This is a genomic window from Streptomyces sp. NPDC030183, assembly GCF_055573455.1.
In genome coordinates, this window is record NZ_JBVIBK010000013.1 from 234,043 (window position 1) to 251,795 (window position 17,753).

16 protein-coding genes and 1 tRNA gene are annotated in these 17,753 nt (G+C 72.6%); 11 read left to right on the forward strand and 6 right to left on the reverse strand.

What is annotated here, in order from left to right:
- Positions 1 to 125: 125 nt before the first annotated feature.
- Positions 126 to 1,451, reverse strand: coding sequence for a M20/M25/M40 family metallo-hydrolase (locus ACZ4Z2_RS18110; protein ID WP_468077069.1), 1,326 nt, complete (start codon positions 1,449 to 1,451; stop codon positions 126 to 128).
- A gap of 196 nt (positions 1,452 to 1,647) precedes the next feature.
- On the opposite strand from ACZ4Z2_RS18110, the gene ACZ4Z2_RS18115 reads away from it, so the two are divergent.
- The 4 genes from ACZ4Z2_RS18115 (at position 1,648) to ACZ4Z2_RS18130 (ending at position 7,858) form a co-directional block, all read left to right on the forward strand.
- Positions 1,648 to 1,732: transfer RNA gene (locus ACZ4Z2_RS18115), tRNA-Leu, on the forward strand.
- Positions 1,733 to 2,025: 293 nt separating this feature from the next.
- Positions 2,026 to 5,892, forward strand: a complete 3,867-nt coding sequence (locus tag ACZ4Z2_RS18120; RefSeq protein WP_468077071.1) for a Pls/PosA family non-ribosomal peptide synthetase — start codon at positions 2,026 to 2,028, stop codon at positions 5,890 to 5,892.
- Between the two features lie 68 nt (positions 5,893 to 5,960).
- Positions 5,961 to 7,349: a M1 family metallopeptidase gene (locus ACZ4Z2_RS18125; protein ID WP_468077073.1), complete on the forward strand. Its 1,389-nt coding sequence runs from the start codon at positions 5,961 to 5,963 to the stop codon at positions 7,347 to 7,349.
- Between the two features lie 47 nt (positions 7,350 to 7,396).
- On the forward strand, positions 7,397 to 7,858 hold the full coding sequence (locus ACZ4Z2_RS18130; protein ID WP_468077075.1) for a YchJ family protein: 462 nt from the start codon (positions 7,397 to 7,399) through the stop codon (positions 7,856 to 7,858).
- A 34-nt stretch (positions 7,859 to 7,892) separates the two neighbouring features.
- On the opposite strand, the gene ACZ4Z2_RS18135 is transcribed toward ACZ4Z2_RS18130, so the two are convergent.
- Positions 7,893 to 8,618: a FadR/GntR family transcriptional regulator gene (locus ACZ4Z2_RS18135; protein ID WP_468077077.1), complete on the reverse strand. Its 726-nt coding sequence runs from the start codon at positions 8,616 to 8,618 to the stop codon at positions 7,893 to 7,895.
- A gap of 143 nt (positions 8,619 to 8,761) precedes the next feature.
- Between ACZ4Z2_RS18135 and ACZ4Z2_RS18140 the strand changes: the two genes are divergently transcribed.
- Both ACZ4Z2_RS18140 and ACZ4Z2_RS18145 read left to right on the forward strand, forming a co-directional pair.
- The gene (locus tag ACZ4Z2_RS18140; RefSeq protein WP_468077079.1) at positions 8,762 to 9,277 is read left to right on the forward strand and encodes a gluconokinase; all 516 of its coding nucleotides are present in this window, start codon (positions 8,762 to 8,764) and stop codon (positions 9,275 to 9,277) included.
- 71 nt (positions 9,278 to 9,348) lie between these two features.
- Entirely contained in the window at positions 9,349 to 10,746 is a 1,398-nt protein-coding gene (locus ACZ4Z2_RS18145) for a GntP family permease (RefSeq protein WP_468077081.1), read from the forward strand.
- 211 nt (positions 10,747 to 10,957) lie between these two features.
- Here ACZ4Z2_RS18145 and ACZ4Z2_RS18150 read toward each other — a convergent pair whose 3' ends face one another.
- The 3 genes from ACZ4Z2_RS18150 to ACZ4Z2_RS18160 form a co-directional block, all read right to left on the reverse strand.
- The gene (locus ACZ4Z2_RS18150; protein WP_468077083.1) at positions 10,958 to 11,629 is read right to left on the reverse strand and encodes a cytochrome b/b6 domain-containing protein; all 672 of its coding nucleotides are present in this window, start codon (positions 11,627 to 11,629) and stop codon (positions 10,958 to 10,960) included.
- Positions 11,613 to 12,302, reverse strand: a complete 690-nt coding sequence (locus ACZ4Z2_RS18155) for a molybdopterin-dependent oxidoreductase (protein ID WP_468077112.1) — start codon at positions 12,300 to 12,302, stop codon at positions 11,613 to 11,615. The genes ACZ4Z2_RS18150 and ACZ4Z2_RS18155 overlap by 17 nt, the downstream gene beginning before the upstream one ends.
- Positions 12,303 to 12,612: 310 nt before the next feature.
- Positions 12,613 to 14,268, reverse strand: a complete 1,656-nt coding sequence (locus ACZ4Z2_RS18160; protein WP_468077084.1) for an FAD-binding dehydrogenase — start codon at positions 14,266 to 14,268, stop codon at positions 12,613 to 12,615.
- A 304-nt stretch (positions 14,269 to 14,572) separates the two neighbouring features.
- Here ACZ4Z2_RS18160 and ACZ4Z2_RS18165 point away from each other — a divergent pair, with 304 nt between their 5' ends.
- The 5 genes from ACZ4Z2_RS18165 to ACZ4Z2_RS18185 all read left to right on the forward strand — a co-directional run bounded on the left by ACZ4Z2_RS18165 (position 14,573) and on the right by ACZ4Z2_RS18185 (position 17,278).
- Entirely contained in the window at positions 14,573 to 15,466 is an 894-nt protein-coding gene (locus ACZ4Z2_RS18165) for a DMT family transporter (RefSeq protein ID WP_468077086.1), read from the forward strand.
- Positions 15,467 to 15,529: 63 nt separating this feature from the next.
- Positions 15,530 to 16,075: an NUDIX domain-containing protein gene (locus ACZ4Z2_RS18170; RefSeq protein WP_468077088.1), complete on the forward strand. Its 546-nt coding sequence runs from the start codon at positions 15,530 to 15,532 to the stop codon at positions 16,073 to 16,075.
- Between the two features lie 10 nt (positions 16,076 to 16,085).
- On the forward strand, positions 16,086 to 16,478 hold the full coding sequence (locus tag ACZ4Z2_RS18175) for a YidH family protein (RefSeq protein ID WP_468077090.1): 393 nt from the start codon (positions 16,086 to 16,088) through the stop codon (positions 16,476 to 16,478).
- Complete coding sequence (locus ACZ4Z2_RS18180) at positions 16,475 to 16,798, forward strand: DUF202 domain-containing protein (protein WP_468077092.1); 324 nt, start codon at positions 16,475 to 16,477, stop codon at positions 16,796 to 16,798. Before ACZ4Z2_RS18175 ends, ACZ4Z2_RS18180 begins: the two co-directional genes overlap by 4 nt.
- Positions 16,799 to 16,981: 183 nt before the next feature.
- Complete coding sequence (locus ACZ4Z2_RS18185) at positions 16,982 to 17,278, forward strand: hypothetical protein (RefSeq protein WP_468077094.1); 297 nt, start codon at positions 16,982 to 16,984, stop codon at positions 17,276 to 17,278.
- A gap of 20 nt (positions 17,279 to 17,298) precedes the next feature.
- Here the strand turns inward: ACZ4Z2_RS18185 and ACZ4Z2_RS18190 are convergent.
- Positions 17,299 to 17,753, reverse strand: a 455-nt coding sequence (locus ACZ4Z2_RS18190) for a transposase (protein WP_468077096.1), incomplete at its 5' end; no start/stop codon positions are given.

The following is a 17,753-nucleotide window of genomic DNA, read 5'->3' on the forward strand; positions in this document are numbered from 1 at the left end:
TGGTCCGATTCACCCAACCCGGTCGATCGTCGTACGCGCTGACGAATAAAGAAGTCGCGATTCAGCGTTGCAATTCAGGACAGAACAAACCTCGTTCAGCTTCCGTCAGCGGCCGTCACGGCAGATCAGGACGCGTCGATGAAACGGTCGAGCACGCGCACACCGAACTTCAGGCCCTCCACCGGCACCCGTTCGTCGACGCCGTGGAACATGCCCGCGAAGTCCAGCTCCGGCGGCAGCTTCAGCGGCGCGAAGCCGAAGCCGCGGATGCCGAGGTCGTCGAAGGACTTGGCGTCCGTACCGCCGGAGAGCATGTACGGGACCGCCTTCGCGGCCGGGTCCTCGGCGACCAGCGCGGACTGCATGGCGTCCACGAGCGCTCCGTCGAAGGAGGTCTCCAGCGCCTTGTCGGAGTGCACGTCCTCGCGCCGCACCCTGGGCCCGAGGATCTTGTCGAGGTCGGCGAGGAACTCCTCCTCGAAGCCGGGCAGGAACCGTCCGTCGACATGCGCGGTGGCCTCGCCGGGGATGACGTTGACCTTGTAGCCGGCGCCGAGCTGGGTCGGGTTGGCGGTGTTGCTGAGGGTGGCGCCGATCAGCTTGGCGATCCCGCCGAGCTTGGCGAGGGTGCCTTCCATGTTCTCCGGGTCCAGCTCGGTGCCCAGCGCGTCGCCGAGTTCGTCGAGGAAGGCGCGGGTGGTCTTGGTGACCCGTACCGGGAAGGCGTGGCGGCCGAGGCGCGCGACGGCCTCGGACAGCTCGGTGATGGCGTTGTCGCGGTGGATCATCGAACCGTGCCCCGCCGTGCCGGCCACGGTCAGCTTCATCCAGTGCATGCCCTTCTCGGCCGTCTGGATCAGATAGAGCCGGCGCTGCTCGCTGACGGTGAAGGAGAACCCGCCGACCTCGCTGATCGCCTCGGTGACGCCCTCGAAGAGGTCGGGATGGTTCTTGACCAGGAACTTGGCGCCGTAGGTGCCGCCGGCCTCCTCGTCGGCGAGGAAGGCGAGGACGATGTCGCGCGGGGGCTTGCGGCCGCTGCGCAGCCGGTCCCGTACGACCGCGAGGGTCATCGCGTCCATGTCCTTCATGTCGACCGCACCCCGGCCCCACACACAGCCGTCGGCGACCTCGCCCGAGAAGGGGTGGTGGGTCCAGTCGTCGGCGTTGGCCGGGACGACGTCGGTGTGGCCGTGGATGAGCAGCGCGGGCCGGGACGGGTCCTCGCCCTCGATACGGGCCACCGTCGAGGCACGGCCCGGGTGCGATTCGAAGATCCTCGGTTCGAGACCCACCTCGGCGAGCTTCTCCGCGACGTACTCGGCGGCCTTGCGTTCGCCCGGGCCCGAGTGGTCGCCGAAGTTGCTGGTGTCGATCTGGATCAGCTCGCGGCAGAGGTCCACGACCTCGTCCTCGCCGGTCACGCGCCTGGCCGTGTCCGTCTCGCTCACGCTGCTTCCTCCCGCTGTCGCTGCTGGTGGGTCCCCCTCATCCTCCTCCTGCCCCCGGTCCCGCCCAAGACCGGGACCGGCCCGTCACGCGCCGTTCACGCCCGGCCGCCGGGGAACGGGGTGTGATCGAGGGCCTCCGAAAGCCTGGTAATGTTTCCTCTGTCGCCGCGGGGACACCCCGCACGACAGACACCTTGTCCGGGTGGCGGAATGGCAGACGCGCTAGCTTGAGGTGCTAGTGCCCTTTATCGGGCGTGGGGGTTCAAGTCCCCCCTCGGACACACAGTGGCGAAGGCCGCGACCATCAGGTCGCGGCCTTCGCTCGTATGGGTACGCAGGGTGCGGCGAAATGTGGGAGACGTCTCGCCCGGCCGGAAGAACCCCAGCTCACGGTGGATGGTCCGGTGCTCCCCGGTTGCTCTGCGGATGCGTCCTCTTGGCCGACACGACAGGCCGTAGTCACGTGAGCACTACAGTATGGGGCTTGTTCGGCGCCGGGACGGAAACATCCCCAGGCAGACCTGCGGGCCCGCCGGCGCCCCCCGGATCGTCCGGGTGCGAGAGGCGAGGATCGATGGCCGCCGTGTACGAGAGTCCCGAGCTGACCCTGTGGGAGGGGGAGCTGCCGGAGGGACTCGACAAACCGGCCCGCTTCTCCGCGGGGCCCGCCGCCTCTCCGCGCACCCTCGTCGACGTCTTCGAGGCGTCCGTGCGGTCCTTTCCGGAGGAGCCCGCGCTGGACGACGGCACACGGCGGCTCACCTACCGGGCGCTGGCCACCGAGGTGGAGCGGCTGCGGCGGAGGCTGGGCGCGGTGGGCGTCGGGCTCGGGGACCGGGTCGGGGTGCGGGTGCCGTCGGGCACCAACGACCTGTACGTGGCGATCCTCGCGGTGCTGGCCGCCGGTGCCGCGTACGTCCCGGTGGACGCCGAGGACCCGGACGAGCGGGCCGAGCTGGTGTTCGGCGAGGCCGGGGTGCGGGCCGTCGTCGGGGCCGGGCACGAGCTGACCGTCCACGACGTGACCGACTCCCCCGCCGCGCGGCCCGGGGTCGAGAACGACGCGTGGATCATCTTCACCTCCGGTTCCACGGGGAAGCCCAAGGGTGTCGCGGTGAGTCATCGCAGCGCCGCCGCGTTCGTGGACGCCGAGGCGGAGCTGTTCCTGGCCGAGGAGCCGATCGGGCCCGGGGACCGGGTGATGGCCGGGCTCTCCGTGGCCTTCGACGCCTCGTGCGAGGAGATGTGGCTGGCCTGGCGGTACGGGGCCTGTCTGGTGCCGGTGCCACGCGAGCGGGTCAGGAGCGGCGCCGATCTGGGGCCGTGGCTGGTCGAGCAGGAGATCACCGTGGTGTCGACGGTGCCGACGCTGGCGGCGCTGTGGGAACCGGAGACGCTCAACGACGTCCGGCTGCTCATCTTCGGCGGTGAGGCGTGCCCGCCCGAGCTGGCGCAGCGGCTGGTGACGGAGGGGCGCGAGGTCTGGAACACGTACGGGCCGACCGAGGCGACCGTCGTCGCGTGTGCCTCCCTGATGAGCGGTGCGGAGCCGATCCGGATCGGGTTGCCGCTGAACGGCTGGGAGCTGGCCGTCGTCGACGAGGCCGGGGAGCCGGTGCCGATGGGCGGCAGCGGTCAGCTGGTGATCGGCGGGGTGGGCCTGGCGCGGTATCTGGACGCCGAGAAGGACGCGGAGAAGTACGCGCCGCTTCCGTCGCTGGGCTGGGAGCGGGCCTACCGCAGCGGGGACCTGGTGCGGGCCGAGCCGGAGGGGCTGGTCTTCCTCGGGCGGGCGGACGAGCAGATCAAGCTCGGCGGGCGGCGGATCGAGCTGGGCGAGGTCGACGCCGCGCTGCAGGGCCTGCCCGGTGTCGCGGGTGCCGCGGCCGCCGTACGGACCGCGCGGGGCGGGAACCAGCTGTTGGTCGGCTATGTGGTCACCCAGGACGGGTGGGACCAGGCGGCGGCGGTGGAGCGGCTGCGGGCGGAGCTGCCGGCGGCGCTGGTGCCGCTGCTGACGCCGGTCGAGGAATTGCCCACGCGGACGTCGGGGAAGGTCGACCGGGACGCGCTGCCGTGGCCGCTGCCGGAGCTGGAGACCGGCGGGCCGGCCGAGCGGTTGTACGGCACCGAGGCGTGGCTCGCCGAGCAGTGGGCCGAGGTGCTGGGGGTGCCGGTGGGCGGCGCCGACGACGACTTCTTCGCGATCGGCGGCGGCAGTCTGGCGGCCGCGCAGCTGACGACGCGGCTGCGGAGCCGCTATCCGAGCGTGGCCGTGCTGGACGTCTACCAGCGGCCGGTGCTGCGGAAGCTGGCCCGGTACCTGGAGGAGGCGGCGCAGGAGGACGGTGCCGGGCGGGCCGTGGTGCCCGTGCCGGTGCGGGCGCGGGTCGTGCAACTGCTGCTGCTCGTGCCGTTGTTCACGCTGCTGGGGCTGCGGTGGGTGGTGCCGCTGGCGGCGCTGGGCAATCTGCTCGGATCGTACGCCTGGCTGCCGACGGCGCCCTGGTGGGCCGTCGCGGCGGGGGCGCTGGTGTTCTTCACGCCGCCGGGGCGGCTCGCGGTGGCGGCGGGCGGGGCGCGGCTGCTGCTGCGCGGGGTCCGGCCGGGGCGGTACGCGCGCGGCGGGAGCGTGCATCTGCGGCTGTGGGCCGCGGAGCGGCTGGCCGAGTTCAGCGGGGCGACCTCGCTGACCGGGGTGTGGCTGGAGCGGTACGCGCGGGCGCTGGGCGCCAAGGTGGGCGCCGATGTGGACCTGCACGCCCTGCCGCCGGTGACCGGGCTGCTGAAGCTCGGTCGGGGCGCGGCCGTGGAGTCGGAGGTGGACCTGTCCGGGTACTGGCTGGATGGCGACCGGCTGGACATCGGCGCGGTGAAGGTGGGCGCCGGCGCGGTGGTGGGGACGCGGAGCATGCTGCTGCCGGGGGCGCGGGTCGGCAAGCGGGCCGAGGTGGCGCCGGGGTCGGCCGTGGCGGGGCAGATCCCCACGGGGCAGCGCTGGGCCGGGGCCCCGGCGGTCAAGCTGGGCAAGGCGAAGCGGAACTGGCCCAAGGAGCGGCCGCGGCGGGGCCTTTTCTGGCGGGCCGCGTACGGGGCGGCCGGTGTCGCGCTGACCGCGCTGCCGGTGCTGGCCGGGGTGGCCGCGCTGGCCGTGCTGGCGCTGTTCGTGGCGCCGGGCGCCGACCTCGGGGCGGCGGTGCGGGGCGCGGCGGTGGGCCTGGTGCCCGCGACGCTCGCGTTCGGGGCGGCGTACGCGCTGCTGCTGCTCGTGGCCGTACGGCTGCTGAGCCTGGGGTTGCGGGAGGGCACGCATCCCACGCACAGCCGGGTGGGCTGGCAGGCGTGGACGGTGACGCAGCTGATGGACCGGTCGCGGGAGACGCTGTTCCCGCTGTACGCCGGGCTGGTGACGCCGGTGTGGCTGCGGCTGCTCGGGATGCGGATCGGGAAGGGCGCCGAGGTGTCCACGGTGCTCGCGCTGCCGAGTCTGACGACGGTCGGGGACGGGGCGTTCCTGGCGGACGACACGCTGACCGCGCCGTACGAGCTGGGGGGCGGCTGGATGCGGATCGGGCGGGCGGAGATCGGGCGGCGGGCGTTCCTCGGGAACTCCGGGATGACCGCGCCGGGGCGTTCGGTGCCGGACGGCGGGCTGGTCGGGGTGCTGTCGGCGACGCCGAAGAAGGCCAAGAAGGGCAGCTCGTACCTGGGGCTGCCGCCGATGAAGCTGCCGAGGGCGGCGGCCGGCGGGGACCAGAGCCGGACCTACGAGCCGTCGGCGCGGCTGCTGTGGGCGCGGGCTCTGGTGGAGTTGTGCCGGATCGTGCCGGTGTTCTGCTCGGCGGGGCTGGCGCTGCTGACCGTGGCCGTGCTGAGTGCGTTGGGCGGCTGGGCGTGGCTGCTCGGCGGGCTGGTGCTGCTGGGCGTGGGCGTACTGGGGGGTGTCCTGTCGGTCGTCGCGAAGTGGCTGCTGGTGGGGCGGCACCGCAGTGGTGAGCATCCGCTGTGGAGCGGGTTCGTGTGGCGCAACGAGCTGGCGGACACCTTCGTGGAGGTGGTGGCCGTGCCGTGGCTGGCCGGGTCGGTGCCCGGTACGCCGCTGATGAACGGGTGGCTGCGCGGGCTCGGGGCGCGGATCGGCAAGGGGGTGTGGGTGGAGAGCTACTGGCTGCCCGAGACCGATCTTGTGACGCTCGGGGACGGCGCCACGGTGAACCGGGGGTGCGTGCTGCAGACGCACCTCTTCCACGACCGGATCTTGCGGACGGATACTGTGGAACTCCGTGAGGGCGCCACCCTGGGCCCGGGCGGGATCGTCCTGCCCGGCAGTGTGGTCGGGGCTCGCACCACCCTGGGGCCGGCGTCGCTGGTCATGGCCGCGGAGTCCGTACCGGACGACACCCGGTGGCTGGGCAACCCGATCGAGGTGTGGCGGCCCTGAGTGCCGTGTCCGCGACGCCGGGGGACGATGGACGTCGTACGACAGCGGAGCGGGGAGCAGAAGCGGCAGTGGCGGTTCAGCAGGCGATGGGTCCGGACCCGTACTTCCCGGCGAACGGTGACGCCCGTTACCGGGTGCACCGGTACGAGCTGGGTGTGGACTACCGTCCCGGGCCCAACCGGCTGTCCGGCACCGCGCGGCTGAACGCCATAGCGGGCCGTGCGGCGCTCACCGAGTTCCAGCTGAACCTCGCCGACTTCAAGATCGGCCGGGTCCGGGTCGACGGTCGGGCGCCGCACTACACGCACCGGGGCGGCAGGCTGCGCGTCCGGCCCGCGAAGCCGATCCGGGCCGGGGCCGCGTTCACGGTCGAGGTGCAGTGGTCGGGCAACCCGAAGCCGGTCAACAGCCCGTGGGGCGGGCTCGGTTGGGAGGAGCTGGCGGACGGGGCGCTGGTGGCGAGCCAGCCGGTGGGGGCGCCGTCGTGGTACCCGTGCAACGACCGGCCGGCGGACAAGGCGTCGTACCAGATCTCCATCACCACGCCGTCGGCGTACCAGGTGGTCGCGGGCGGGCGGCTGCTGACGCGGACGGCGAAGGCGTCCACGACGACGTGGGTGTACGAGCAGTCGGCGCCGACGTCGAGCTATCTCGTCGGCCTGTCGATCGGGAAGTACCAGACGGTGCTGCTGGGCGATCCGGGCCCGGGCGGGGTGCCGCAGCACGGACACATCCCGGCGCACATGCTCACCGAGTTCTCGCGGGACTTCGCGCGGCAGCCCGCCATGATGGAGCTGTTCGAGGATCTCTTCGGGCCGTATCCGTTCGGTGAGTACGCGGTGGTGGTGACCGAGGAGGAGCTCGATGTCCCGGTCGAGGCGCAGGGGTTGTCGCTGTTCGGCGCCAACCATGTGGACGGGGCGCGGGGTTGGGAGCGGTTGGTCGCGCACGAGCTGGCCCACCAGTGGTTCGGCAACAGTGTGTCCATCGCGGACTGGCGGCACATCTGGCTGAACGAGGGGTTCGCCAAGTACGCGGAGTGGCTGTGGTCGGAGCGCTCCGGCGGGCGGACGGCGGGGCAGCTCGCGGCTGCCGCGCACCGGAAGCTGGCGGCGCTCCCGCAGGATCTGAAGCTGGCGGATCCGGGCCGCAAGCTGATGTTCGACGACCGGCTCTACGAGCGCGGGGGGCTGACCGTGCACGCGGTGCGCTGCGCGCTCGGTGACGCGGCGTTCTTCCGGATGCTGCGCGGCTGGGCGACGGTGCACCGCGGGGGTGCCGTGACGACGGCGTCGTTCACCGCGCACGCCGGGCGGTACGCGGACGGGCCGCTGGACGACCTGTTCGCGGCGTGGCTGTACGACCCGGCGCTGCCGCCGCTGCCGCAGGCGTCGCCGGGGGGTGGCACGGTGCCGGCGCGACCGCCGTATCCGCCGACGAACGCGGGTTCCGCGTAGGGGGCTCCACGTAAGGGCGGGTGCCGGGGGCGGGCAGAATGGCGGTCATGTCGTCGCGTCGCAGCCCCAAGGCCCGTTCGAAGCCCTCGTCCAGGTCCGCCGCCAGGTCGTCGGCGCCCGGCGGCGTGCCGTCCAGGGCGGCCGGCCCGTGCCCGTGCGGTCTTCCGGGCACGTACGCGGACTGCTGCGGTCGTTTCCACGCCGGCCCGGCCGGGGCGCCGACCGCCGAGGCCCTGATGCGGTCCCGGTACAGCGCCTTCGTCGTCCAGGACGAGGCGTACCTCCTGCGGACCTGGCATCCGCGCACGCGCCCGGCACAGGTCGACTTCGACCCGGACATGCGCTGGACCGGCCTGGAGATCCTCGGCACGAGCGAGGGTTCGGCCTTCCACACCACCGGCACGGTCACCTTCCGCGCCTCGTTCCACGGCGGCACCCTCCACGAACGCAGCCGGTTCGAGCGGGTGGACGGGGCGTGGGTCTACGTGGACGGGGAGTTCCTGGACTGACCTGAGCCGTCAGGAGGCCTGGGGCCCGCGTCGGTCAACCGGTGGTCGCGGGGCGGCCGTCGGGGGCCAGGATGTCGAGTTCCTTCAGGGCGCCCTCGGTGATCTCGCGGGTGAGGTGTTCGGCTCGGGGGGCGTCGCCCTCGCGGATGGCCTCGGCGACCTGGACGTGGAGGGTGACGGCGGCGGGGTCCGGGTCGTCGAACATGACCTCGTGGTGGGTGCGGCCCGCGAGGACCTCCTCGACGACGTCGCCGAGGCGGGCGAACATCTCGTTGCCGGAGGCGGTGAGGATCAGCCGGTGGAAGGCGACGTCGTGGTGGAGGTAGCCCTCCAGTTCGTGGCCGCGTGAGTGGGCGACCATGCCGATCGCGCACTCGGTGATCGCGGCGCACTGCTCGGCGGTGGCGTGGGTCGCGGCCAGGGCCGCCGCCACCGGTTCGACCGCCGACCGCAGGACGGTCAGGGAGCGCAGCTGGCGGGGGCGGTCGGCGCCCGCGAGACGCCAGCGGATGACCTGCGGGTCGTAGACGTTCCACGCGGCGGCCGGGCGCACGATCACGCCCACGCGGCGGCGGGACTCCACCAGGTGCATGGACTCCAGCACCCGCACCGCCTCACGCATCACGGAGCGCGACACCTCGAAGCGGTGGGCGAGTTCGTCCGTGCGCAGGACGCTGCCCGGCGGGTACTCGCCCGCCGTGATCGCCGGGCCGAGCGTGTCCAGAACTCTGCCGTGCAGCCCCCGGCCCGGTGTGGTCATGGGGATCAGGGTACGAGGCTAGGGGGGCGCGGAAAAAGTCAGATTTATTGGGCACGAGGGCTTGAATTAGTCGTACCTAATGGGCTTCAGTGTCGTCGACGTCGGGTGACGTCCCAGGTGTCGACGAGGACAGCGAGGTAGCGATGCGTACCCCTCCCGTCGTCGTGGTGATGGGCGTGGCGGGGACCGGTAAGACAACGATCGGTTCCCTGCTCGCGACCCGGCTCGGCGTTCCGTACGCCGAGGGCGACGACTTCCACCCCGAGGCCAACATCGCGAAGATGTCGGCCGGGACACCGCTGGACGACGCGGACCGGTGGCCGTGGCTGGACGCCATCGGCGCCTGGGCGCGCGGCCGGGCCGGGCTCGGCGGGGTGGTCAGCTGCTCGGCGCTGAAGCGCGCCTACCGGGACCGGCTGCGGTCCCGTGCGCCCGGTCTCGTCTTCGTGCATCTCGCCGGCGAGCGGGCGCTGATCGAGGAGCGCATGGCGCACCGGCGGGGGCATTTCATGCCGACCGCGCTGCTCGACTCGCAGTTCGCCACGCTGCAACCGCTCGGGGCGGACGAGGCGGGTGTCGAGGTCGACGTCTCGGGCAGCCCCGAGGAGATCGCCGCGCGGGCGGTCGCCGCGTTGCGAGGGCTCGCCCCGGCGTCGTAGTTCTCCTGCTTCTCCTGCTTCTCCTGTTTCTCCTCCCCTGCCCTCCCCTCCCCCCATCCAAGGATTTCAGCGTGACCAGACTCAGCGTCGAGATGCTGGCAGCGGACCCCGTCGAGCCGATCACCTCGGCGGGTCACGCGCAGTTGGGCATAGCCGTCCTGGCGGGCATCGCCGTCATCGTCCTGCTCATCACCCGGTTCAAGGTGCACGCCTTCCTGGCCCTGACCATCGGTTCGCTGGCGCTCGGCGCCTTCGCCGGGGCGCCGCTGGACAAGGCGATCGTCAGCTTCACCACCGGGCTCGGGACGACTGTGGCCGGGGTGGGTGTGCTCATCGCGCTGGGCGCGATCCTCGGCAAGCTTCTCGCCGACTCCGGGGGCGCCGACCAGATCGTCGACACGATCCTCGCGAAGGCCGGCGGGCGGGGCATGCCGTGGGCGATGGTGCTGATCGCCTCGGTGATCGGGCTGCCACTGTTCTTCGAGGTCGGGATCGTGCTGCTCATCCCGGTGGTGCTCATGGTCGCCAAGCGGGGCGGCTACTCGCTGATGCGGATCGGTGTTCCCGCCCTCGCGGGTCTATCCGTCATGCACGGGCTGATCCCGCCGCACCCGGGGCCGCTGGTGGCGATCGACGCGGTGAAGGCCGACCTGGGGGTGACCCTGGCGCTGGGTCTGCTCGTCGCCGTGCCGACGGTGATCGTCGCCGGGCCGCTGTTCTCGAAGTACGCGGCACGGTGGGTGGACGTCCCGGTGCCCGAGCGCATGATCCCCGCGCGGGCGTCGGAGGAGCTGGAGAAGCGGCCCGGGTTCGGGGCGACGGTGGCGACGATGCTGCTGCCGGTCGTGCTCATGCTCGCGAAGGCGCTGGTGGACATCGTGGTCGACGACCCCGAGCGGATGGTGCAGCGGGTCTTCGACGTCGTCGGCTCGCCGCTGATCGCGCTGCTCGTGTCGGTGATCGTGGGCATGTTCACGCTGGGGCGGGCGGCCGGCTTCACGAAGGACCGGCTGTCGTCGACCGTGGAGACCTCCCTCGCCCCGATCGCGGGCATCCTGCTGATCGTCGGGGCCGGCGGCGGCTTCAAGCAGACGCTGATCGACTCGGGGGTCGGGCAGATGGTCCTGGAGATCTCCAAGGACTGGTCCATCCCCGCGCTCGTCCTGGCCTGGCTCATCGCGGTGTGCATCCGGCTCGCGACGGGCTCGGCGACCGTCGCGACCATCTCCGCCGCCGGGCTCGTGGCGCCGCTGGCCGCCGACATGTCGACGACCCACACCGCGTTGCTCGTCCTCGCCATCGGCGCCGGTTCCCTGTTCTTCAGCCATGTCAACGACGCCGGCTTCTGGATGGTCAAGGAGTACTTCGGGATGACCGTCGGCCAGACCATCAAGAGCTGGTCGGTCATGGAGACGATCATCTCGGTGGTGGCGGGGGCCCTCGTGCTGCTGCTGTCGCTGGTGATCTAGGCCCTGGACGTACTCGGGTGGGGGCCCGGTGCGTCGAGAGCGCGTGCATGGCGTCGCGGGGTAGGTGGGAATTTGACGACAGGGCCTTGCGCGGCTCCATCGCGATGGGCCTCCGGCTGCGGGCCGGTGGCCCATCGCGCGGGCCGGGCGTCCTTGGCGCACACCGGGCGCCCCTCGCGCAGGCCGGACCCCGGCCGGCGGGGTCGGCTCGCTAGGGCCGCCACAGCGGGTGTTCCCGGTCCGCCCACTCCTTTGTGACCAGGCCCGTACGCAGACCTCGGCGGGCCTCCGGGTCGCCCAGAGCCATGCCGATGTGGCCGGCCAGGACGATGCCGATCGTGAGGGCCAGCCAGTCGTGGACGAAGGTCGCGCCGGTGCGCCAGGCCAAGGGGGTGAGATGGGTGAACCACATGATCAGACCGGTGGCGAGCATGACGAGCGTGGCACCGGCGATCCAGGCGGCGTAGACCTTCTGGCCGGCGTTGAACTTGGCGGCGGGCCGCGGCCCGGGCATACGGCGGCGGGCGGCGCGCAGCCAGACCCTGTCGTGCGGCCCCCAGCGGTTCAGCCGGCCCACGTCGGCGCGGAACGCGCGGGAGGCCAGGCCCGCGAGGACCGGCAGGGGCAGCAGCAGACCCGACCACTGGTGCACGGTGACCACGAGGGCCCGCCGGCCCACCAGTTCGGCCAGGGCGGGGAGGTAGAGGCAGGCCGCCGTCGCCACGCAGACCCCCATCAGGGCGGCCGTGGTGCGGTGGATCCAGCGTTCGGCGGGCGTGAAGCGGCGGACGCGGACGGGCGCCCCGGCCCCCGCCCCGGCTTCTGCTTCGGCCCCGGCCCCGGCCCCGGCCCCGGCGGGCGGATTCTCAAGTCGTCGGTGCATCGTCCCGTCCGTTCGACCGGCCCACCCAGGCGTCGATGTCGTAGCCGCGCTTCTCCCAGTAACCGGGCTCGACGTCCTCCGTGACCTCGATGCCGGAGAGCCACTTGGCCGACTTGTAGAAGTACATCGGGGCGACGTAGAGGCGTACGGGGCCGCCGTGGTTGTGGCTGATGTCCTTGTCCTGCATGCGCAGCGCCACCAGGACGTCCGCCCGGCGGGCCTGCTCCAGGGTGAGGCTCTCGCTGTACGCCCCGTCGAAGCAGGTGAACCGGACCGCGCCGGCCGAGGAGCGCACCCCGGCCGCGTCGAGCAGCTCGGAGAGCCGTACGCCCTCGAACGGGGTGTCCGGGACCCGCCAGCCGGTCACGCACTGGACGTCCTTCACCATCCGGGTCCGGGGCAGGGCCCGCAGGTCGTCGAGGGTGTAGGAGGCGGGCCGGTCGACCAGGCCGTCGACGGTCAGGCGGTAGTCCTTGGCGGTTCTGCGCGGGACGGACGCCGTCACCGAGTAGTAGCGGAAGCCTCCGCCGTTGGGGAGCAGACCGGTCAGGCCTGTGGGGTCCTTCTGGGCCGCCTCGCCGAGGAACGCCTCCAGGCCGCGCTGGAGGACGGGCGCGGAGACCACGCCCAGGGCGCCGAGGCCCAGGGTGCCGAGGAGGATCCGGCGGCCGATGGGCTTGCCCCGCTCCGCGTCCGGGCCGTGCTCGGGGCCCTGGCCGTGCTCGACGGTCGGGCCGCGCTCGGGGTCCCGGCCGCCCTCGGGGGCCCGGCCGCGCTCGGCGGCCGGGCCGGTCTGCGGGGTTCGGCCTCCGTGGCTCTCGCGTTCTTCGGGGTGCTCCGTCGGCGCTTCCCGCGCCTCGGGATGTTCAGGGTTCACACACCGATTCGACCATCCGCCGCCCCCGAGATGCCAGGGACGGCTCGGGTCCGTCAGAAATCCGTCACTTCCGCCGGGGGCTCGGGCCGTCACTTCCGCCGGGGGCTCAGGCCGTCGCGTTCGCCGCCGCGCGGCCCGCGGTGCGGCCCGAGAACAGGCAGCCGCCGAGGAACGTGCCCTCCAGGGAGCGGTAGCCGTGGACACCGCCGCCGCCGAAGCCGGCGGCCTCGCCGGCCGCGTACACGCCCTCCAAGGGGGCGCCGCCCTCGGTGAGGACGCGGGACGACAGGTCCGTCTCCAGGCCGCCGAGGGTCTTGCGGGTGAGGATGTTGAGGCGGACGGCGATCAGGGGGCCCGCCTTGGGGTCGAGGATGCGGTGCGGGGCCGCGGTGCGGATCAGCTTGTCGCCCAGGTAGTTGCGGGCCCCGCGGATCGCCATGACCTGGAGGTCCTTGGTGAACGGGTTGGCGATCTCGCGGTCGCGGGCCACGATCTCGCGGCGCAGCTCCGCCTCGTCGATGAGGGGGTCCTTGGTGAGCGCGTTCATGCCGCGGACCAGGGAGCCGAGGTCCTTCTCCACCACGAAGTCGACGCCGTTGTCCATGAACGCCTTGACCGGGGCGGGCACGTCCGCGCGGGCCCGGACGAAGACGTCCTTGATCGACTTGCCGGTGAGGTCGGGGTTCTGCTCGGAGCCGGAGAGCGCGAACTCCTTGCCGATGATCTTCTGGTCGAGCACGAACCACGTGTAGTCGTAGCCGGTCCTCATGATGTGCTCGAGCGTGCCGAGGGTGTCGAAGCCGGGGAACAGCGGCACGGGCAGGCGCTTGCCGCGCGCGTCCAGCCACAGCGACGACGGGCCGGGCAGGACGCGGATGCCGTGGTTGTCCCAGATGGGGTTCCAGTTCTGGATGCCCTCGGTGTAGTGCCACATGCGGTCACGGTTGATCAGGCGGGCGCCCGCCTCCTCGGCGATGCCCAGCATCCTGCCGTCGACGTGCGCGGGCACCCCGGAGATCATCTTCTCCGGGGGGCTGCCGAGGCGCTTCGGCCAGTTGGCCCGGACGAGGTCGTGGTTGCCGCCGATGCCGCCGGAGGTGACGATCACCGCCTGGGCCTTGAACTCGAAGGAGCCGGTGACGGTGCGGGTGCTGGGCTGCCCGCGCTCGATCGTGGACGGTTCGAGGATCTCGCCGGTGACGGTGTCCACGGCGCCCGCGCTGCGCGCGAGCCCGGTGACCCGGTGCCGGAACTTGAGCTGGACCAGGCCCCGGGCGACGCCCTCCCGGACCCGCCGCTCGAAGGGCTCCACGAGGCCGGGGCCGGTTCCCCAGGTGATGTGGAAGCGGGGCACGGAGTTGCCGTGCCCGTTGGCGTCGTAGCCGCCGCGCTCGGCCCAGCCGACCACGGGGAAGAAGCGGACGCCCTGCCGGTGCAGCCAGGAGCGCTTCTCACCGGCGGCGAAGTCGACGTACGCCTCAGCCCACCTGCGCGGCCATTGGTCCTCCTCGCGGTCGAAGGCGGCCGTGCCCATCCAGTCCTGGAGGGCGAGGGCGTGGCTGTCCTTGATCCGCAGTCGGCGCTGCTCGGGCGAGTCGACGAAGAACAGACCGCCGAAGGACCAGTGGGCCTGTCCGCCGATGGACTGCTCCGGTTCCTGGTCGAGGAGGATCACCTTGCGACCCGCGTCGACGAGCTCCGCGGTCGCCGCGAGCCCGGCGAGGCCCGCCCCGATCACGATCACATCTGCGTCGTACGACATGGAGGACGTCCTCTCGGGAACGGGCGCGGTCAAGCGGGGGCGGGCGTGGCTGGCCAGGCTCCGCCCGGCGCTTTGTTACTGGCCGGTCAGCAGCGTTGGATCAGATCCTTCGGTAGAACACATGACTTAGTCAACTGTCCGTATGTGTCTCTGCTTACGGACAGCCGACGGGGTGGCGGTTAGAGTCGTACCAATACGTATCGGGCCACCCGTCGAGGCACAAATCGCCCTCTCGTGGGAAAACCGAGCGGCACATCCGGTGGGACGGCCGCAGCGGCCCGTCCGACGACCATAGGTACTCCGCGTGTCGGTTCTCGTTCTCCTCCTCTCCGTGTGCGCCGCCTGCTGTCTGGGCTTCGGCTTCGTGCTCCAGCAGCAGGCCGCCGCGCACGCGCCGATCGGCGACTTCCTCTCCCCCCGGTTGCTCCTGGACCTGATCCGCGTGCCGCGCTGGCTCGGCGGGATCGGGCTGATGGTCTGCGGGATGGCGCTGGGCGCGATCGCGCTCGGCCAGGGCGAGGTCACGCTGGTGGAACCCCTCCTCGCGACGAATCTGCTCTTCGCCCTCGCCCTCTCCCGCCGCCGGACCCGGCAGCCGCTGGGCCGCCAGGGCTGGGCGGGGCTCGCGCTGCTCGCGGGCGGGGTGACGGCGTTCATCGTGGCCGGTCAGCCGCAGGGCGGCGCCGCTCCCGGCGGGGCCTTCCGGCAGTGGCTGATCATCGGCGTGATGGTGGGGGCGGCGCTGCTGCTGACGGCGTACGCGAAGCGGCCCCGGCTCGCCGCCACGCCGGTGCTGCTCGCGGTGGCCGCGGGGCTGCTGTACGGCGTCCAGGACGCGCTCACCCGGGTCAGCGGGCAGGTGTTCGGCGCGGACGGCTGGGGCGGGCTGCTCACCACCTGGGAGCCGTACGGGGTGCTGCTGCTCGGGGTGACCGGGCTGCTGCTGGTGCAGAGCGCCTTCGAGGCGGCGCCGCTGCGGATGTCGCTGCCCGCGCTCACCGCCGCGCAGCCCCTCGCGGGCATCGCCTGCGGGGTGGGCTTCCTCGGGGACCGGCTCCGCACCGACGCGGGGGCGCTCGCCTGGGAGGCGGCCGGGCTCGTCGGCATCGTCGCCGGGGTGGTGCTGCTGGGGATGCATCCGGCGATGCCGTGCAACCACTCCGGGAGCGCGCGGGTGCGGGAGCTCCAGCGGGGCTGACCGCGCCGGGAACGCGCGCCTCGGCGGGTGAGTACTCCTTCATCGTCCTGGTTGGATGAGGGCATGAGTGCCGCCGACGAGATCCTCGACATCGTGGACGAGAACGACCAGGTCATCGGACAGGCCCCGCGCGGGGAGGTGTACGCGCGCGGGATGCGGCACCGGGCGGTGTTCGTGCGGGCCCGGGACGCCGAGGGGCGGATCTTCGTCCATCGCCGGACGGCCACGAAGCTGGTCTTCCCCTCCCTGTACGACATGTTCGTGGGCGGGGTGGTCGGCGCGGGCGAGTCCTACGACGAGGCGGCGCTGCGCGAGGCCGAGGAGGAACTGGGGGTCTCCGGGCTGCCCCGGCCGGTGCCGCTGTTCAAGTTCCTCTACGACGACGGGGACGGCGGGACCTGGTGGTCGGCCGTGTACGAGGTGCGGTGTGCGCTGCCGGTGAACCCGCAGGTCGAGGAGGTCGACTGGTACGGCTTCCTGACGGAGGCCGAGGTCGAGCGGCGGCTGGCCGAATGGGAGTGGGTACCGGACGGGCTGGCCGCGTGGGAGCGGCTGCGGGAGTCCGGGGGCGCGGGGGCGGGGACCGGGGCCGGCGGGGCCGACGGGTAGGGTCCTTCGAGTGATCGAATTCGTGCGGAACGTCCGGCTCTGGTTCGCGCCGGAGGAGGTCCGCGAGGAGGGCGGCACGCCGGACTACCGGTTCTCGCTGGCGAACGAGCGGACGTTCCTGGCGTGGCTGCGCACCGCGCTCGCCCTCATCGGCGGCGGCTTCGCCGTGGACCAGTTCCTGCCGGACCTGCGCTGGGGCTGGCGCGTGGGGCTCGCGCTGGCGCTCCTCGGCGCCGGGGTGCTGTGCGCTTTCCGGGCGGTGAACCACTGGGTGCGGTGCGAGCGGGCGATGCGGCGGGGCGAGGACCTGCCGGTGTCCCGCTTCCCGGCCGTGCTGGGCGTGGTGGTCGCCGTCGTCGCGATCGCCATGGTGGTCGTCGTGCTCCTCGGGTGGGAGGGGTGACCCCTGTCCGGTCGGCCGCCGAGCGCGATCCGGGGCTCCAGCCGGAGCGCACGCGCCTGGCGTGGCGCCGGACGACCCTGACGGGTGCCGTGATCGCCGTGCTCGCGGTGAAGTCCGCCCTGCACGGCGGCGCCTCGGCGCCCGGGGTCGTGGCGGCCGCCCTGTGCGCGGCGCTGTGGCTGGGGCTCCTGGGGCTCGCCCACCGCCGTATCGGCGCTCTGGCGGCCGCCCGGCCCGTGGCGCTCGCGCCCCGGGTGGCCGTCACGGCCGTGCTGTGCACGGTCGCGCTGGCGGTGTGCGGCGCGGCCCTGGTGCTGTGACCGGTGCTTTGACCGGTGCTCTGGCCTGCGCCATGGCCGGTGCTCCGACCGGTGGCCCCGCCACGCGGGTGGGTGAACCGTGGCCGAGGCTTGGGGCGCGCATGAGGTTTCGCAAAGGAAGAATTGGGACTCGTGTGCCTACCGTGGGATGTCACCCCCGCACCACTGAAGGTGAGCCACACCATGACCACCCTCCACCAGGAACACCCCGTCCACGACCACGAGCACGGCCCCGCCTGCGGCCACACGGCGGTACCGCACGGCGACCACACCGACTACGCGCACGACGGGCATCTGCACCGCGAGCACGAGGGGCACTGGGACGAGTGCGAGCCGGGCGGCCACACGGAGCACGACGGGCACACCCACGAGCACGGCGACGGATGCGGGCACCCGACGGTCGCGCACGGGGACCACGTGGACTACATGCACGACGGCCACCGCCACGCGGCGCACGACGGCCACTGGGACGACCACTAGACGATTAGTTCCGATGTGGCTCAGTGGTCGTAGGCGATCAGTGACCTGGTGATGGGTGCGCCGGTGGCGCGGTTGTGCCAGATTGCGCAGGTCATCGCCAGGATCCGCTGGGCCACCCGGACGCCGACGCCGTCGATGGTGCGGCCGCCGTGCTGTTCGAGGTCGAGCTGGCCTTTGAGGGTGTCGTTGACCGACTCGATCAGCTGGCGGACCGTCTTGAGCAGGGCTTCTGCGGGCTGTGGGGTGCCGCGGTTGCGGTAGGACGGCCGTAGCAGGCTGATGCCGCGGGCGGCGAGGAAGCGGTCGAGTTCGGCGGCGATGTAGCCCTTGTCCGCCAGGATCAGCAGCCCGGGCCGGGCAGCTGCCAGATGCGGTTCGTCGTCGATCAGCGCGGCCAGGACCTGCCGTTCGTCGACCTTGGGGTCGGCCAGGGCCCAGGTGACGGGCAGGCCGGCCGGGGTGCACACCAGATGCA

What these genes read in the sequence shown, in the direction of transcription:
- ACZ4Z2_RS18120 (WP_468077071.1), top strand. Translation starts at nt 2,026, where the DNA reads ATGGCCGCCGTGTACGAGAGTCCCGAGCTGACCCTGTGGGAGGGGGAG.
- ACZ4Z2_RS18130 (WP_468077075.1), top strand. Translation starts at nt 7,397, where the DNA reads ATGTCGTCGCGTCGCAGCCCCAAGGCCCGTTCGAAGCCCTCGTCCAGG.
- ACZ4Z2_RS18135 (WP_468077077.1), bottom strand. Translation starts at nt 8,618, where the DNA reads ATGACCACACCGGGCCGGGGGCTGCACGGCAGAGTTCTGGACACGCTC.
- ACZ4Z2_RS18140 (WP_468077079.1), top strand. Translation starts at nt 8,762, where the DNA reads ATGCGTACCCCTCCCGTCGTCGTGGTGATGGGCGTGGCGGGGACCGGT.
- ACZ4Z2_RS18150 (WP_468077083.1), bottom strand. Translation starts at nt 11,629, where the DNA reads ATGCACCGACGACTTGAGAATCCGCCCGCCGGGGCCGGGGCCGGGGCC.
- ACZ4Z2_RS18160 (WP_468077084.1), bottom strand. Translation starts at nt 14,268, where the DNA reads ATGTCGTACGACGCAGATGTGATCGTGATCGGGGCGGGCCTCGCCGGG.
- ACZ4Z2_RS18170 (WP_468077088.1), top strand. Translation starts at nt 15,530, where the DNA reads ATGAGTGCCGCCGACGAGATCCTCGACATCGTGGACGAGAACGACCAG.
- ACZ4Z2_RS18185 (WP_468077094.1), top strand. Translation starts at nt 16,982, where the DNA reads ATGACCACCCTCCACCAGGAACACCCCGTCCACGACCACGAGCACGGC.